The 17,458-nt window shown below is 38.9% G+C and carries 16 protein-coding genes and 1 pseudogene; 9 read left to right on the forward strand and 8 right to left on the reverse strand.

Going from position 1 to position 17,458, the window contains the following annotated elements:
• The 4 genes and pseudogenes from PR800_RS08015 to PR800_RS08030 all read right to left on the reverse strand — a co-directional run.
• Positions 1–578: pseudogene (locus tag PR800_RS08015) on the reverse strand (Ig-like domain-containing protein); the annotation flags it as partial.
• A 63-nt stretch (positions 579–641) separates the two neighbouring features.
• Positions 642–1,151: a cell envelope biogenesis protein OmpA gene (locus PR800_RS08020; RefSeq protein WP_166265886.1), complete on the reverse strand. Its 510-nt coding sequence runs from the start codon at positions 1,149–1,151 to the stop codon at positions 642–644.
• 945 nt (positions 1,152–2,096) lie between these two features.
• Positions 2,097–4,370 (reverse strand): arginine decarboxylase, encoded by a 2,274-nt coding sequence (gene adiA / locus PR800_RS08025; RefSeq protein WP_272530528.1) that lies wholly within the window; start codon positions 4,368–4,370, stop codon positions 2,097–2,099.
• Between the two features lie 104 nt (positions 4,371–4,474).
• A complete protein-coding gene (locus PR800_RS08030; protein ID WP_102138899.1) occupies positions 4,475–5,335 on the reverse strand; it encodes a MurR/RpiR family transcriptional regulator in 861 nt (286 codons plus the stop codon).
• A 255-nt stretch (positions 5,336–5,590) separates the two neighbouring features.
• Between PR800_RS08030 and murQ the strand changes: the two genes are divergently transcribed.
• The 4 genes from murQ (at position 5,591) to PR800_RS08050 (ending at position 8,746) form a co-directional block, all read left to right on the forward strand.
• Positions 5,591–6,502, forward strand: coding sequence for an N-acetylmuramic acid 6-phosphate etherase (gene murQ, locus PR800_RS08035; RefSeq protein ID WP_272530529.1), 912 nt, complete (start codon positions 5,591–5,593; stop codon positions 6,500–6,502).
• Positions 6,503–6,528: 26 nt separating this feature from the next.
• Positions 6,529–7,992: a PTS N-acetylmuramic acid transporter subunit IIBC gene (gene murP / locus PR800_RS08040; RefSeq protein ID WP_272530530.1), complete on the forward strand. Its 1,464-nt coding sequence runs from the start codon at positions 6,529–6,531 to the stop codon at positions 7,990–7,992.
• 114 nt (positions 7,993–8,106) lie between these two features.
• Entirely contained in the window at positions 8,107–8,463 is a 357-nt protein-coding gene (locus tag PR800_RS08045) for a type II toxin-antitoxin system RelE/ParE family toxin (protein ID WP_229597588.1), read from the forward strand.
• Positions 8,447–8,746, forward strand: a complete 300-nt coding sequence (locus tag PR800_RS08050) for a helix-turn-helix domain-containing protein (RefSeq protein WP_210844318.1) — start codon at positions 8,447–8,449, stop codon at positions 8,744–8,746. The genes PR800_RS08045 and PR800_RS08050 overlap by 17 nt, the downstream gene beginning before the upstream one ends.
• Before the next feature lie 44 nt (positions 8,747–8,790).
• Here the strand turns inward: PR800_RS08050 and PR800_RS08055 are convergent, their stop codons facing one another.
• On the reverse strand, positions 8,791–9,396 hold the full coding sequence (locus tag PR800_RS08055; RefSeq protein ID WP_210844310.1) for a LysE family translocator: 606 nt from the start codon (positions 9,394–9,396) through the stop codon (positions 8,791–8,793).
• 101 nt (positions 9,397–9,497) lie between these two features.
• Between PR800_RS08055 and PR800_RS08060 the strand changes: the two genes are divergently transcribed.
• The 3 genes from PR800_RS08060 (at position 9,498) to PR800_RS08070 (ending at position 11,744) form a co-directional block, all read left to right on the forward strand.
• A complete protein-coding gene (locus PR800_RS08060) occupies positions 9,498–10,481 on the forward strand; it encodes a hydrolase (RefSeq protein WP_102138894.1) in 984 nt (327 codons plus the stop codon).
• A complete protein-coding gene (locus PR800_RS08065; RefSeq protein WP_102138893.1) occupies positions 10,478–10,696 on the forward strand; it encodes a YheU family protein in 219 nt (72 codons plus the stop codon). The genes PR800_RS08060 and PR800_RS08065 overlap by 4 nt, the downstream gene beginning before the upstream one ends.
• A 178-nt stretch (positions 10,697–10,874) precedes the next feature.
• Positions 10,875–11,744 carry a phosphoribulokinase gene (locus tag PR800_RS08070; RefSeq protein WP_004265947.1) on the forward strand — a complete coding sequence of 290 codons (870 nt, stop codon included), beginning with the start codon at positions 10,875–10,877 and terminating at the stop codon, positions 11,742–11,744.
• A 90-nt stretch (positions 11,745–11,834) separates the two neighbouring features.
• On the opposite strand, the gene PR800_RS08075 is transcribed toward PR800_RS08070, so the two are convergent.
• Positions 11,835–12,236: an OsmC family protein gene (locus PR800_RS08075; RefSeq protein WP_102138892.1), complete on the reverse strand. Its 402-nt coding sequence runs from the start codon at positions 12,234–12,236 to the stop codon at positions 11,835–11,837.
• 355 nt (positions 12,237–12,591) lie between these two features.
• Here PR800_RS08075 and crp point away from each other — a divergent pair, with 355 nt between their 5' ends.
• Positions 12,592–13,224 carry a cAMP-activated global transcriptional regulator CRP gene (crp, locus tag PR800_RS08080; protein ID WP_006813718.1) on the forward strand — a complete coding sequence of 211 codons (633 nt, stop codon included), beginning with the start codon at positions 12,592–12,594 and terminating at the stop codon, positions 13,222–13,224.
• Between the two features lie 193 nt (positions 13,225–13,417).
• Entirely contained in the window at positions 13,418–15,052 is a 1,635-nt protein-coding gene (locus PR800_RS08085) for a hypothetical protein (protein WP_272530532.1), read from the forward strand.
• Positions 15,053–15,101: 49 nt separating this feature from the next.
• Here the strand turns inward: PR800_RS08085 and PR800_RS08090 are convergent, their stop codons facing one another.
• Together PR800_RS08090 and PR800_RS08095 are read right to left on the reverse strand one after the other, a co-directional pair.
• Complete coding sequence (locus PR800_RS08090) at positions 15,102–16,316, reverse strand: aspartate aminotransferase family protein (protein ID WP_272530534.1); 1,215 nt, start codon at positions 16,314–16,316, stop codon at positions 15,102–15,104.
• A gap of 129 nt (positions 16,317–16,445) precedes the next feature.
• Positions 16,446–17,021: an aminodeoxychorismate synthase component II gene (locus PR800_RS08095; RefSeq protein ID WP_102138889.1), complete on the reverse strand. Its 576-nt coding sequence runs from the start codon at positions 17,019–17,021 to the stop codon at positions 16,446–16,448.
• Between the last annotated feature and the right edge of the window lie 437 nt (positions 17,022–17,458).

Raw genomic sequence — 17,458 nt, forward strand, 5'->3', positions numbered from 1 at the left:
ACACCACGGTCATCTTTTGCTTCGGGGGCATGCTCTACTGGTTTAGAGCTACTACTTCCGCCACCTGAACTTGAAGCAATAACACCAGCAATAGGAATAAGCGCAGCTAACCACCATGGGTTAAATGCCCACACTGGTGCTAATGCATCACCGCCAATGGCTTGCCCTGTCGCTTGACCATCCGCTAATTGACTAATTGCATCACTTTTTTCGGCACTTTCTGGAATGTATGGGAAATACTGGCCATTTTCATGTTGACCAATAATTAGATTAGAGCTTCCCTCGTGATAGCCAATTTCACCATTATCTGCAAAATAATTTTCGATAATAATATCTGGTTGCTCGATATCACTACCTTCAAAAGCAATAAATAAATTTTTATCAACTCGTTTAACTGCGATATTTTCTGGTGCAAAATTAGTTTCTTCATCAATTAAGAGATAATTAACATTTTTTTTTGCATTAATATGTAATGGCTGATTTTGTTGGCCTATACCCTGTTGCCCGGCAATAATAGAATGTTGCTCAATTGTTTTTTCGCTATTATTAATCTTAATTGATATTTTTTTTATAGACATAGTTATCCATTGCCTCATTGAAGACAATTATTCATTGTTTTAAATTTATTGGAGTATTTTCAGTTATTGACAATCTTTGAGCATGTCAACACGCGATAAGGTATGAGACTGAACACTTATATTTCCTTTAATATCATTCAGTTCCTTCTCATCCATCGCTCTTAGTTTAGTTTTCCCATCAACTTCAACAATCAAAAATAGATGCTTTTTTCCAGCGTCTAATTGGAAAAAATCGGAAGAATTTAATTTAGTATTATAGCGTTCTTTTACGTCTGTCTTATGAGCTGTTAAATTGTTTCTTCCAGCACACAGCTCAATGCCCTTAACGGAATTACTTTCTAGCGAAGTTAAATATTCATTATTCACAAATATATTAATTGTTTTCCCTTTGACTTGATTGTCTAGGCGATAAAATAAAACCAATGCTTTATTATCATTGACCACATTATATTCTTTAAGAGTGTTCTTATTGTTCCATGACTCTTTATTATAACCATGCAGTCCATTATTCTTCATGCAGCCAGAGAGTGCAATTACACACAGTATTATTGCAACCCCATATACTTTTCTCATAACAACCCTTTTTGATACAGTCAATTTTTATTTAAAACGGAAGCTATTCCCTTATTTAAATAAGGAAATTAATATTGAATTGGTGACATCTAGAAATTGGATTTAATTAGAACCCAATAGCAAAAATATATGATTTGTACTCTATTGTTCTAACCTTATAATTTCCCCTCGCAAGGTAAAATATTTAGTTACATGTTGAAACTTTTGGCATTATATAGTTTGCAATTGATATACGTCAAATAAATAACCAATAGCTATATCAATCGAATGAATAGATATCAATATTGGCCGTTATTTTTTCGATTGACTTTAACTTGCTGTTTTATAACACAAAAAAATTGTTTAAAGTTTAAAATATTTTTTTATAACTCTTAAGGAGTAAAGAGCAAAAGATTAAAAAACAATTAAAATAAATATATTAATTTGAAAATATCACCTTTGTAAGTGTTTTAAATATTTTCAATCCTCTCTTTAATATGTTGCCAATTTGTTTTTTATTTGTTTAATTTGCGTATAATTTAGCCATGAGTAAGCAGAAAAACAGATATTTTCATAGCGTAATATTCCTATTATATATAGGGTTATTAAAGCATGATGTGAATATTCACATATAAAAATTAAATACGTTCTTTATCGAAACAATTATAAATTAGGAAATCTAGACTTTATTCAGGAATTATTATTCTCTTTTTTAGCATGATTATTCCTAGTTGAACGTTATCAAAGTATTCTTATTTAGATGAATAGAACTATCACATAATACCCATATAAATAATTGGGTTAATACCCTCTTTCACGTAAAACATAATATTAGAATAACTTTTAAAGATATTTAATTATTAAGTCATTAAATATTTCTAATGACTTAATAATTCCTGATAGCTTAATAGTTAAATATACTTACCCTATGATTATTTCTCTTTCTTAATGTTTTACTAAAAAAGATTAGTTAATTTCCCGTACACACATCACATAATACTGGCCATCAATAATTTCAGTGCCTTCGGTTTCATGCTCAAAACCCGGAAACTCGCTGTCCCATGCTTGAAGACTATGCAAGTAGCCGATATGCGGGCTGTTTTTATCGCCAAAGCTTTCACCCGATAACAACATAGGGATACCCGGTGGATAAGGAATAATCGAGTTAGCCGCAATACGTCCGGCAAGTTTCTCTAAAGGAACCGCTTCAACGCGGTTAGCGACAATTTCTTGATAGGCATCGCGTGGGCTCATCATCACGGCAGGAAGTTGCTCATAAGCCTGATTTAACTGCCCTCCAGGGTTATTTTTTTGCAGATACACAAACATTTTATTGCCTAGATCACGGAGCCCCATCTCACCATAGATCTCAGGAGCCGCTTCAACGACTTCAGGTAATACCTTTTTCAGTGCCGTATTGTTGTCATAATGGCGCTTAAACGACAGCAGCGCATTGACCAGCGTTCCCCATTTCCCTTTTGTAATTCCCATCGAAAACAAGAACATAATTTGGAAATCAGTCGTACGGGTCGGCACAATACCATAGTGATTTAACCATGCCGTGACTAACGCAGCTGGGACGCCGCTACCCAGTAATTTACCGTCATCTCCCATTCCCGGTGACAAGATACTCACTTTAATCGGGTCCAGCATTGCCCAATTTTCAGGGATATCTTTAAAACCATGCCATTTATCTTTGGGGTTCATCACCCAACAGCTTTGTTCTTTCATCAACAGCTCAACAGGGGCGTCTTCAAAAGCATAGCGTTTACCTGTTGCTGGGTCTTTTACCATTTCTTGATTCCATGGTTTGAAGAACCACTCATCGTCATTGATAAATTCTTTGTATAGATAGCCCAGTGATTGACGGAAGTCTATGGCTTCACGGATCACTTCATCAGTAAGTGAGCGCCCACTGTTACCGTCCATCATGTCTGCGGCAATATCATTTGAGGCACAGATTGCATATAGCGGCGAAGTGGTCGCATGCATATGATAGGCTTGGTTAAAACGATTGAAATCAATCGAATTGCGGCCATTTCGAACGTGGATAAATGAAGCTTGCGAAAGCGCATTCAATAATTTGTGCGTAGAGTGAGTCGCAAAAATAGTTGGCTCATCGTCTTTTCTAGGATCATCACGCATCGCAAAGTGGTCATTGTAGATAGGGTTAAAACGTGCGTAGCCGTACCATGCCTCGTCGAAATGGATTCTATCTAATGATTTATCCAGCAAATCCTGTACTTTACGTGCGTGATAACATACGCCATCGTAAGTACAGTTGGTTACGACGCTATATGCAGGTCGTTTGCCTATTTTATCCGAAGTTAATGGGTTTTTAGCGATTTTCTCAACAATTGCTTCCGGTGTCATTTCTTGAGGGTAAATCGGGCCAATGATGCCATAACGATTGCGGCTTGGTGTCATATAAACCGGTTTTGCTCCGGTTAAAATCAAACCTTGCTCAATAGATTTGTGGCAGTTGCGGTCAATTACAACAACATCGTCATCCGTCATGCAAGCTTGCATGATCGTTCGATTCGAACCTGATGTTCCTACGACCACGGAATAAGATTGATCAGCCCCAAAAATGCGTGCGGCATTCCTTTCACATTCACCAAATGCGCCAGTGTGGTCTAACAGTGAACCCACAGCAACCCGCTCTATACCAATATCCGTACGAAATAAGTTCTCCCCAAAGAAATCATGATAGATGCGACCTGCGGGGGTTTTGGTGAACCCAACACCACCTTGATGCCCCGGTGCTGCCCATGAATATTCATGTACATCACTGTATTTAATCAAGCTTTTCATCAACGGGGGTAATAAATTAGCACGGTAACGGATAATCGCGGCAAGGACACGGCCTGCAATAAAATCTGCGGAATCTTCTAAAATCCACGCAAATTCATCGACTTGTTCCATCATCTTACGGTCAAATGCTGTCAAGGCTTCTTCACGATCACTTAATAAAAAGACAGGGACATCTTCTTGCCTGCGGTGAAGTTGGGTAATTAACTGATGTGCTTGCGTTTGTTCCTGCGTGTCTGACATATCACGACCATATAACAAACAGTCAATACTGGTATTTGACCGAATGTATGCCATCCCATCTTCAAAATTACGAATGATCACGGTTTCTACGTGCTCATCTTTAAGTTCACTGGCGAGTCTTGCTACGGCATGGCTAATAACGGAGTCGTCATCGGTTAATTCCGTATAAACTATGAGTGCTCTCATCAATAACTCCCTTTTAACGTTTTAAAATCAAAATACTTATGATATTAGTCTTAACGCAAATAAGGCTTGATTGCAAAGTTATCGATGAGGATCTAAGCCATCAATCATTCATCTAATTTATTAATCACTACTCTTGCATTCATAACCAATGACTTCGCTTTCGCTTCCCTTCGTTGCAATAACGCCATAAAGATCAAATCAGTCAGTGTGTTTTGTGCAGTTCTTGATGAAATTGACGAACTACGCCATTCATCTTCCTCTGCGATACTTTCAAGAACATAATCAGCAATTTGCCCCAATGGTGAATCACCATCACGAGTAATCGCGATAACGCATGCCCCTTGCTTACGTGCAATATTCGCTGCTGTTAGCATGTCTTTACGCCTTCCTGTAAAAGAAATGACGATTTGTACGTCATGGGTATTAAGCGTGAGCGCAGCCGCTATTTGCACATGATGGTCTGACTCCACGAGTGTTGTAATACCAATTTTTTGTAATTTGTAACTTAAATCTTTCGCTGTTAATCCTGACCCACCAATACCGACAATTTGAACTCTCTGTGATTGGTCTATTCGTTCAACAATTCTTTCAAATTGCTTGAAATCAATTAGTTTTGTTGTTTCTGTGATTGAATGATTTTTTTCCATTGCCAGTTTCTGAGCAACAACCATCAAGTTGTCATCAGGCGCAATACGATTATGTAGAGCAGAATGAGGCGCTCCTTCCTTAAGTTGCTGGCGCCCAATAATCTCACTAAGTGCGAGTTTCAAAGCGGGATACCCCTTTACCCCAACTTTCTGACTAAACTTAACGATAGCAGACTGGCTGACATCTAAAATTTCCGCTAATTGCTGAGATGACAGATTCAGTACATTTTCGGGATTTTCAAGGATAAATTGTGCAATTTTGCGTTGGTTTTCCGCTAATCGCGGTAATGAGCAAGTAATGATATCTAATAGTGTCATGACACCCTCTCGAGATTAGCGTTCTTTTTTCGTTTTACAGAATAAATTAATAATAAATTATTCCTATTTTATTTGACCGATGACTTGAAAATAATTGTTTAAATTCAATCAATAATAGACATTCAATCTAAACTAGGTAATAAAATATTCTTTTATATTCGCAAATTAGAATAGGTAACACCGTGATTTTAATCACACCAAAGGAATAAATAATTCCTTAATATTAGTTCAATAACTGATTTAGGAGCAATTTTTATGACTATCGACTTAAGCAAAATGGTAACTGAAAGCCGTAATGAGGCCAGTACCAATATCGACCAACTCTCAACGGCTAAAATGCTGAAGGTCATTAATGATGAGGACAAGCTCGTTCCGTTAGCGGTTGAAAAAGTGCTCCCTGAAATTGCCCAACTGGTTGATAAAGTTGCAGAAGCCTTTTTAAAAGGGGGTCGTTTGATTTACTCGGGTGCAGGAACCTCTGGCCGTTTAGGGATCCTTGATGCCAGTGAGTGCCCACCAACTTATGGAACGCCCCATGAACAAGTTGTCGGTTTAATTGCCGGTGGTCACCAAGCTATCTTCCGTGCCGTAGAAAATGCAGAGGATAAGCCTGAGCTGGGTGAACAAGACCTCAAAGATATTCAATTCAATAAAAATGATGTACTCGTCGGCATCGCGGCCAGTGGGCGTACTCCCTATGTGTTAGGCGCGCTCGCTTACGCACGCCAAATTGGTGCCACCACCGCGGCTATCAGCTGTAACCCTAATAGCCCTGTGGCTAATAGTGCTGATATCGCCATCACGCCCGTTGTTGGCCCAGAGGTCGTTACGGGTTCTTCCCGTATGAAAGCGGGAACAGCCCAAAAATTGGTACTAAATATGATAACCACAGGGGCAATGATCCGTATCGGAAAAGTGTTTGGTAATTTAATGGTCGATGTCGAAGCAACAAATGCCAAACTTATTGAAAGACAAACAAAAATTGTGATGGAAGCGACACAATGCGATAGAAACACCGCAGAGTCTGCGCTTCAACAATGTGATAGGCACTGTAAAACCGCCATTTTAATGGTGTTATCTGGCTTGAATGCCGATGAAGCACGCCAGTTACTCTCTAATAATAATGGCTTTATTCGCACAGCACTCAATATCGCTACCTCCGCCTAACCTGCGGATTTTATGAGATAAATAGCATGGCTAAAATAACAATAGAAATGATGCAGCAAGTTCTGCAACACGTTGGTGGTCGTCGCAACATTAAGTTAGCAGGCAACTGTATGACACGCCTACGCTTGACGCTCAATGACGATCAGTTGGTCGACAAAGCCGCACTTAAACAAATCGCAGGAGTCCTTGGTGTTATTGAAAGTGATGAACAACTGCAAATCATCGTGGGCCCCGGCAAAGCACAAACTGCTGCGGATTTAATGAATCAATTGCTAGAAAGTGAAGATGACGACCATCAGGAGCCATCTTCCCCTCAAGACCTGAAAGATATTGCATCCGCAAACAAGCAGCAACTGAAAAAGAAACAAACCAGTGCCGTTCACCGATTTTTATCAAAATTTGCCACGATATTTACACCATTAATTCCGGGTTTTATTGCTGCTGGCTTATTATTAGGTTTTGCAACACTGGCAAAACAGAGCTATTTCCCTGCGGGTCTCCCGACAAAGTCTGAAGAGCAAACCCTACTCGTACATACTATTTTATATATGTCAGTATTTAGCAAAGGGCTGTTTAGCTTTCTAAGTATTCTTATTGGTTATAACACTCAAAAAGCCTTTGGCGGTAGCGCAGTAAATGGCGCCATCATCGCTTCACTGTTTGTTCTTGGATACAACCCAGAAATAGCCAAAGGGTTCTATTCTGACATGAATAGCTTCTTCGGGTTAGCTATCGACCCAAGAGGTAACATTATTGGGGTCTTGATTGCATGTATTTTTGGCGCATGGGTCGAAAAACAGGTACGTAAAATCATCCCAGCTAACCTTGATATGATTTTAACTTCAACAATTACCCTGTTAATTGTTGGTGCTGCGGTGTTTATCTTCATCATGCCAATTGGCAGTTGGTTATTCTCTGGCATGTCATGGCTTTTTGTGCATTTAAGCAGCAACCCATTCGGAACGGCAATACTAGCAGGGCTGTTCTTGATTGCAGTAATGTTTGGCGTGCACCAAGGTTTTGTTCCGGTATATATGGCATTGGTTGAAACTCAAGGCTTTAACTCACTTTTCCCTATCCTAGCGATGGCAGGTGGTGGGCAAGTTGGTGCCGCAATGGCGTTGTATGTTAAAGCCGCAAAAGATTCGATATTACGTAACCAAATTCGTGGGGCCATCATTCCAGGTTTCTTAGGTGTCGGTGAGCCGCTGATCTACGGTGTCACTCTTCCGCGGATGAAGCCGTTTATCACAGCATGTTTAGGTGGTGCTGCGGGAGGTTTCTTTGTTGGATTAGTGGCTTGGATGGGGTTACCGGTTGGTTTAAATACCGTCTTTGGCCCATCCGGCTTAGTCGCTATCCCAATGATGACCTCTGCTGATGGCGTGTTCCCAGGAATGTTAGTTTATGTAGGCGGGTTATTCACATCCTACTTATTCGGTTTTATTTTTACTTACTTCTTTGGGACAAAAAATGTCGATTTAGATTAATAACTCGATCAAACAAAAAAGCAGCTAGTTGGCTGCTTTTTTGTTCTTGACATTATAAGCCACAGCTTATACTTTCTGTATACGTCATAGCTTATGCAAGGATGCATCGTGTGGATAGTCATATTAACACCTCGTTTTGAAACCTGGCTAAACAAACAAAATGGGCGCACTCAAGAAAAAATTTTAGCTGCACTTAGAAATTTAGAAGTTTTTGGCCCAAGATTGCCTCGCCCCTATGCCGATACAATAAAAGGCTCTAAGTACAGCAGCATGAAAGAACTCAGGGTTCAACATGCAGGCAAAGCCCTCCGCGCATTTTTTGTATTTGATATTCAGCGGCAAGCGATTGTTTTATGTGGTGGTGATAAAAGTAATGACAAACTTTTTTATCAAACTATGGTACGAATCGCGGATGATGAGTTTACTGCATATCTAAAATTGATGGAGAAAAAAAATGAAGAGCCTACATGATGTAATTGCTGAACGCTGCCCAGAAAGCCAAGCAAGAATTAACGAGTTAGCGGATGAAATGATACTTGCAACGGGGCTTCAGTTAATGCGAGAGGAACTTAATATTTCGCAAAAGATGCTAGCCAGCCGCCTTGGTATTTCTCAACCAGCTATTACTCAAATTGAACAACGAGGCAATGATCTTAAACTGGCAACATTAAAACGCTATGTTGAAGCAATTGGAGGTAAACTCAGCCTTACGATTGAATTACCGACAGGTAATAGCCAAGTCTTTCATATCTAGATTCACCAAGAAGCTCAATTATACTCGCTTCTTGGTAAAGCTGATCATTCCAACCAAATTAACGGCACACACAGTGCAGTTAATAAGCCCATTACCCAGTTAAAAATAAACCAAGCACGGCGGCTGCGTAAAAATAAGCTAATTAAAGAACCAAACCCCATCCAAATCAGGCCAGCCAGCAAATTCACGATCACAAAGGCAACACTCATCATTAAAATTGATTGGGTAAATAACTCACCGGGGAGGTTAAATCCCCCTACAGCACCTAAACCCATCATCCACGCTTTTGGGTTTAAAAATTGCAATAAGCCCCCTTGATACCAAGTCACGCTTTTCGCGACTTCGCTATTGGTCTTAAGTGGTGCATAATTAGCGGTGGCGGTTTTCCATGCGAGCCAAAGTAAATACAAGCTCCCAGCAATTTTTAATGCGATATGAATGGCGGGATAAAGCAGTAAAAGTGCAGCAATACCGAATGCAGAAAGATAAAGTATGGATTGCATGCCTAACATAATACCAAAGCATAATGTTATCGTATGGCGAAAACCGTAGTTTGCTGCACTTGACGTTAGCAACATATTGTTAGGGCCGGGAGTGACTGCAGCAATGAATAAAAACGTAAAAAGAGAAAAAACCAGCCCCAATGTCATTTATAATTTAGCCTCAAACTCAAATTTGTTTACTTGCATCACAAAAAAATAACAGTATGTTATGTGACTCACAAGAGTCTCCATTAAATAAAAATAAGGCTATGTCAGAAAACTTTCGTCCAATAAGTTGGGCTAAAAATCCACACCTCCAAACATTACTGCCAAGGATTTTCCGTAGAACACCGAAAATCAAACCGATATGGCAGCGCCTTGAATTGCCAGATGGCGATTTTATCGATCTCGCTTGGAGCGAAAAACCTGAGCTAGCGGCGCACAAGCCACGTTTAGTGATATTCCATGGCCTAGAAGGGAATTTTAAGAGCCCTTATGCCCACGGGATGCTAGAAGCGGCCCAAAATAACGGTTGGTTGGGTGTGGTGATGCACTTTAGAGGTTGTAGCGGTGAGCCAAATCGCCAGCAGCGAATTTACCATTCAGGCGAAACAAATGACGCCCGCTATTTCCTCCGTTGGCTAAAAAAGACCTTTGGGGATGCACCAACCGCAGCTGTTGGTTATTCTCTTGGGGGCAATATGTTAGCCTGCTATCTCGCTGAAAGTGGGCAAAATGCAGATATCGATGCAGGTGTTGTTGTTTCTGCCCCTTTGATGTTGGAAGCCTGTTCTTTGCGAATGGAAAAAGGGATATCTCAATTCTATCAACGCTATTTACTAAATGGCTTAAAACGTAATGCAACGCGTAAATTAGTGCGCTACCCGGGATCACTCCCTTTAAACCTACTGCAATTGAAGCAGCTTAAGCGGATCCGTGAGTTTGATGATGTGATTACTGCGCGTATTCATGGGTTTGATGATGCTACCGATTATTATCAAAAATGCAGTGCATTGCCCAAATTAGCTTATATCACTAAACCAACGTTAATTATTCACGCCAAAGATGATCCATTTATGGCACCTGAAGTTGTGCCTGATTTATCATTTTTACCCCACAATGTGGAATACCAAATGACGGAACATGGCGGACACGTAGGCTTTGTGAGCGGTACCTTGAGAAAACCGCAAATGTGGTTAGAAACCCGCATTCCCCAATGGTTAATGCCTTATTTAAATAAGGAAATAATGTGATTGTTCCATGGCAAGAACTTGCCCCTGAAACATTGGAAAATCTGATTGAAAGCTATGTTTTACGAGAAGGGACAGACTATGGCTCCCATGAAAAAAGCTTGCAAGATAAGGTTAACGATGTGAAACGGCAGTTAGTTTCTGGTGAAATTGTGCTAGTCTGGTCTGAATTGCATGAATCGGTTAATTTCATGCCTAAGGGAAGTTTTTCTTTATGATATTTTTATTCCGTGGTTCATTTTGACGTCATCATCTACCATAAATTAAGTTGGGTGTTTTCTAACGCAACCATGTTGTAAAACTATCAAATAAGGCTCATAACCCTAACACCCGTTAATCCGCTTCATGCACTGTTGATTAAAATAGTGCTTATTAGCGCAACACAGGGAGTCTGCGATGTCCAAAAAGCACCCAATCATAGCCATCACCGGTTCAAGCGGTGCTGGCACAACCTCAACTAGCCAAGCATTTCGTAAAGTTTTTCACCAATTAAATATCCAACCGGCAACACTGGAAGGGGATAGCTTTCACCGCTATACACGTCCTGAAATGGATATGGCTATCCGTAAAGCCAGAGAACAAGGGCGGCACATCAGTTATTTTGGCCCCGAAGCGAATGATTTTGCTTTGCTTGAACAAACCTTAGTCGACTACGCAAAAACCGGCTGTGGGCAGTCCCGTAAATATCTACATACTTATGATGAAGCGGTACCTTATGGCTTACAACCTGGGACATTCACCCCTTGGGAACCGCTGCCAGACAAAACAGATATTTTATTTTATGAGGGGCTGCATGGGGGTGTTGTTACTCCAGAACATAATGTTGCACAACATGTTGATTTGCTTGTCGGTGTTGTCCCTATTGTCAACTTAGAATGGATCCAAAAATTGATCCGCGATACCACAGAGCGAGGGCACTCTCGCGAAGCAGTCATGGACTCGGTTGTGCGTTCTATGGGGGACTATATTAATTACATCACGCCACAATTTTCTCGCACTCACATCAATTTCCAACGTGTTCCAACGGTAGACACATCTAACCCATTCTCAGCAAAAGCGATTCCGTCACAAGACGAAAGCTTTATTGTAATCCGTTTTCGTGGGCTAGAACAAATTGATTTCCCCTATTTGCTATCAATGATATCTGGCTCATTTATTTCCGCAATGAATACAATTGTCGTTCCAGGAGGGAAATTGGGGTTAGCAATGGAATTAATTATGGCACCAATAGTCGAAAAATTAATTAATCAAAAGAACAACAATTAAATTATTTTTTGATTAATAAACAAGATGCTTATCATTAATTAAGATAAGCATCTTTCAATTCAAATATATTAGTAAAAATTAAATTTATTTTTAGTTTTTTATTTCAAAGCTGTGTGTGACTTCAACGGTTTTCTCTAACATCAATGCCACTGAGCAATATTTTTCAGCAGAAAGTTGAACAGCACGTTCGACCGCTTTTTCCGTTAATTCATTCCCAGTTACAATAAAATGCAAATGGATTTTCACAAAATAACGCGGGGCTTCTTCACGGCGCTGTGAGGTTAATTTAACTTCACAATCAGTAACATCGTAACGGCCCTTTTGTAAAATCGAAACGACATCAATCGCGCTACAGCCGCCGGCCGCCATTAGCACCATTTCCATTGGACTTGGCGCTTTATCGCCCGCATTGCCATCCATCATCACTTGGTGCCCAGACGCTGACTCCCCTAAAAAAGAAAGTCCTTCAACCCACTTTACTCTTGCTTCCATTGTATTTCCCCTTGAAATGAAATCGATTTAAAGGCTACATTGTTCCATAGATACAATGAATGTTATATCAACTTTATTTGGCTGAAGCGATACAGGGGAGACTTTCTGTATTGGATATGCTACAAACAATACTTAGTTGATAGGATTAAGATCAAAACTCAACGGTTTAATTGATCATATTATAGTGTTGATATCAATTTGCGTTACCAAAAGCAATCAAAAGCGCTGAAGTAATCAGCCTCTTGATTATTTAAAGGTATATAAGGCAAATTAATATGCTAAGCTAGTGACTTTAAAGCCAGCCTTTCTAGACGTTTTTCCGAATGGCTGCAATAACATACAGAGGATAACGCTAATGGTTCTCGGCAAGCCACAAACAGACCCTACTCTTGAATGGTTTTTGTCACACTGCCATATTCATAAATATCCATCCAAGAGCACTCTTATCCATCAGGGTGAGAAAGCAGAAACCCTTTACTATATCGTTAAAGGTTCGGTGGCTGTTTTAATTAAAGATGAAGAAGGCAAAGAAATGATCCTCTCTTACCTGAATCAAGGGGATTTCATTGGTGAGCTTGGGTTATTTGAAGAAGGGCAAGAACGCACTGCGTGGGTTAGAGCAAAAGTCGCCTGCGAAGTTGCTGAAATTTCATATAAAAAATTCCGTCAATTGATTCAGGTAAACCCTGATATTTTAATGCGCCTTTCTGCGCAAATGGCTAGCCGCCTACAAACAACATCTGAGAAAGTCGGTAACCTTGCATTCTTGGACGTTACTGGCCGAATTGCTCAAACGCTATTAAATTTAGCCAAACAACCCGATGCAATGACACATCCAGACGGTATGCAAATCAAAATCACTCGTCAGGAAATAGGCCAAATCGTGGGTTGTTCCCGTGAAACAGTTGGTCGTATTTTAAAAATGTTAGAAGACCAAAACCTGATCTCTGCACATGGTAAAACCATTGTTGTTTACGGCACTCGTTAATTAACCTTTCAGCCTCGCTCTCTTGGCGAGGCGCCCACTTTAGAATAGCGTTATACCTCCGGTATAACGCTATTTTTGCTTATCCATAGCCTATTTATATACTTTCATTAATGAGTATCGTTTCTTTATATTCTTCTAGCTAATTATCGAACTAATATAATGGGAGTTAACCATTATTAGGAGATTATTAGTCGTGACGTTAGATACTAAAGTAAATAATCAAGCCAGTATATTTATTAACATTAACAACAAAGTAATTCCATACAAAAAAACCTCAGTCATTGATAATCTAAATATTATTAAGCCATTGAGCTCAGAGAGTTATAATAAAATAAACTTTGCAATTCAGAATAGTGAATTTCACGAAAGTGCACAGCCCGTACTAAATCAACTACCCTATTCACCACCTGTTGAAAAGCTCTTATTACCTTATACCTATCATGAGGATGATTTAGTTTCCTCATTAGATATCTTCAAAAATAGCATTGAAATAAAAAATGATTCACTTATCAGTGAAAAAAAGGATACCGAGCTAATGCCACTTAATAAAATAAGCACTACAGAAACCAAAGTTTTTAAAGATTTCCGTTTAAATCGCTCAGCTGGTCGATTTTCAAATTTAATATTAGAAATAAAATCAACACATGAAAAAGGCATTCGTTATTTAAAAAATATACTTAAAAAAAATAACAATGAAGAACTATGCGTTAAGTTTGAAAATGGGAAGGCTAAAATTACTGATGAGGCTACTATAGCCAGAAAAAACTTAATGAAACAACATGAAAAAACTAATCATGCCAAGGCTACGAGTGATATCATTTATACAATACAGCAAGAAAAATCAGATTTATATAATAACTATAAAATCCTACTCGATGAAATGATCCGAGTTGAATCGAAAATTAATAAACTGATAAGCCGAGAGTCAAAACCTGAAGAGGAAATCCACCCCCTGTATCAAAATCATAAGCAGTTCGAAAAATTAAATATCATCGATATTATAGATTTCCCAATATCACCAAATGGTAAAGTTCGTGATATTAATGTTATCTTCAATAAAATGAGAGCAACCATCGAAATGCTGGAAGATGAATACAATAATTTTAAACAAGTAATTGAAAAAGAAGAAAAAAATAAAGATGATAAAATCAAAAATACAGATAAAATATCTTCTTTTGAACTCACCCACTCATCAAGTAATGTAAGTTTAAGCTCATCTGGCTATCATTCTGATGATATAAGTAATTATAAAGAAAAGCAAAAAAGCCTAATACCTAAACGAATCAAAACGTACGATTTTTCACAGGTTAAAAAAATAGAGCATCCAATTAAATCAAAAAAAAGCCATATTCCTCAGTTAATTAAAGCTAATAGACCATCAACGACGAATAAAACAGAAATACCTACTGAAATAATGGACAGCTATTTACTAAATACAAGCTTAAAAAAAACACTTTATCGAATTCCAGAACCAGGAAAAATTAGAAAGGCCGACAAAATTACCTATGGACACAGTGATTCTACCAATCGACTCCACAAAGGAGAGAAAGCAATCGTTAATTTACCTGAACACCTAAAAGCAAATAATGCTAGCTCCTTAATAATTAAACAAACGCAATCATCTAAACTAAGACAACATCTGCCTATTTATAAAACTTCCCAAATTCATAAAGCAACCTCAATGACCCCAATGAAATTGAGTAAAATAGAAAAAGGAATAGAAAAAACGTCTAATGAATTAAAGCAACTTAGTAGCAAGATGTGGAAAGAAATACAGTTTCAAAAAAATACTATTTCAAAATTAAATTCAATAAAAAAAATTAAATAACATTAAAAAATAGATTGCAGAAAATATTTTCTGCAATCTTATCTCATGGTTAACTCAGCAATTTCCCGATCGCCGCATCTAATTTCGCCATCCCACTATTAATTTCTTCCTCAGAAATAATCAGTGAGGGCGTAAAACGCAATACGTTAGTGCCTGCATTTAACATCATTAAGCCTTCTACAGCACTGGCTTGCAAAATATCTTTCGAACGTTTTAATAATTTGCCATCTAACTCCGCGCCGATTAATAACCCCATTCCTCTGATCTCAGAAAAGATGTGGTATTTATCGTTAAGTTTATTTAAATGAGCAACAAATAATTCACGACGCTTTTCGACACCACTTAACACTTCTTCAGTATTAATAATATCAAATGCCGCATTCCCCACCGCACAAGCTAATGGATTGCCACCATAAGTCGTACCGTGCGCCCCCACTTCCATGGTTTTTGCCACTTCTTCAGTGGTGATCATTGCACTGATAGGAAAACCGCCACCCAATGCTTTTGCCGTGGTTAAAATATCAGGCACAACGTTGAAATGCATATAAGAAAATAGTTTGCCTGTACGCCCCATACCGCTTTGTACTTCATCAAAAATCAACAATGCGTTATTGTCGTCACACAGCTTACGAACTCCTTGCAGAAATTCTGATGTTGCTGCGGTTACACCACCTTCCCCTTGTACGGGCTCTAACACCACTGCACAGGTATTTTCATCAATCACCGCTTTGACTGCATCAAGGTCATTAAAAGGCACATGAATAATATCCGCGGGTTTTGGCCCAAAGCCATCTGCATATTTCGCTTGCCCACCAACCGAAACGGTAAATAATGTGCGCCCATGAAAAGCTTGTTTAAAAGCAATAATCTTAGTTTTATATGGGTTATATTTGGTGATAGCGTAGCGACGCGCTAATTTAAACGCGGCTTCGTTAGCTTCTGAGCCGGAATTCACAAAAAATGCACGGTCAGCAAATGTCGCATTCGTGAGCTTTTGTGCTAACTTCAGCGCCTGCTCGTTGGTGAAAATATTACTGACATGCCATAGCTTTTCGCTTTGTTCACGCACAGCCGACACCAAACTAGGGTGGCAATGCCCCAAAGCAAGAACAGCGATCCCACCAGCAAAATCAATATATTCTTTACCTTGCTGATCCCAAACGCGGCTCCCTTCGCCTTTAACTGGAATAAATTCCGCCGGCGAAAAAATAGGCAACATAACTTGATCAAAAGTCTGCCGATTTACTACTGGTTGCTCTGACATACCCCTCACCTGCTCTTATTTAATGCGAAAATGAAAACATAAGCATTAAATATGAATAAAAAATCAAAAAAGAGCAATAGCAAAGGGCATAATATGCATAATTAATTTATTCTGAACGATATTTCTAAATTAATATTTCAGAAAATTATTGAGTAATTCATGACCTTGTTCACTCAGAATGCTTTCAGGATGGAACTGAACGCCCTCTATAGGCAAGGTTTTGTGCCGTATTCCCATGATTTCATCAACATCACCATTATTCAGTGACCACGCTGATACATCAAAAGAAACAGGAAGCGTCTCTGCCGCAATCACCAGAGAATGGTAGCGTGTCACTGTCAAGGGGCGGTTCAAGCCCTTGAATACACCTTGATGGTTATGGTGGATAGCAGAGGTTTTACCGTGCATAACTTCTCGTGCTTTAACGACTGATGCACCAAAAGCTTGCCCAATCGCTTGATGCCCTAAGCAAATGCCTAAAATAGGTAGTTTACCTGCAAAGTATTTGATCGCCTCAAGGGAGATGCCAGCCTCATCCGGTGTACATGGCCCAGGTGAAATCACAAGATGTGTAGGCGAAAGCTGTTCAATTTCTTCGATGGTAATTTCATCATTACGTTTTACAACAACTTCAGTCCCTAACTCACAAAAGTATTGGTATAAGTTGTAAGTAAATGAATCGTAATTATCAATAAGTAGAAGCATATTAGCCTATCCGACTGATTTTTATCATTATGTATTAATTCTTATGCATATTTTTATCGTGTTGGCAATCAGAACGATGATTAAAACACCATAAAAATAATAAGGGCGGCTATCATAGCACAGCCAAAGCAGGAAAATAGCCTATTTAAGTCAATGATTGTTTTTTATCGGAGATAAGTTTCCATATAAAAATCATGGAATTATATTTACATCCCTATAACAAACCCGTATTTTGATTAAGATTTACTTTAAATACAACGAAATAAAAGGTTATTAAAAATGAGTAGAAGCTGACACATTTTAGTTAAGGCAGTCAATGAAGGGAAACTCAAAGGGGGGGTGAAAACGTTGTTTTTTATAAAAGTGGGCACGTTAAAGCAACCTACCCACTGTATTCGACACGATAGTTTTTAATCACTACCGTTTTTGATCGCTAC

Origin of the sequence: Providencia sp. PROV205 (assembly GCF_028479505.1) — a bacterium.
Taxonomy (GTDB): Bacteria; Pseudomonadota; Gammaproteobacteria; order Enterobacterales; family Enterobacteriaceae; genus Providencia; species Providencia huaxiensis.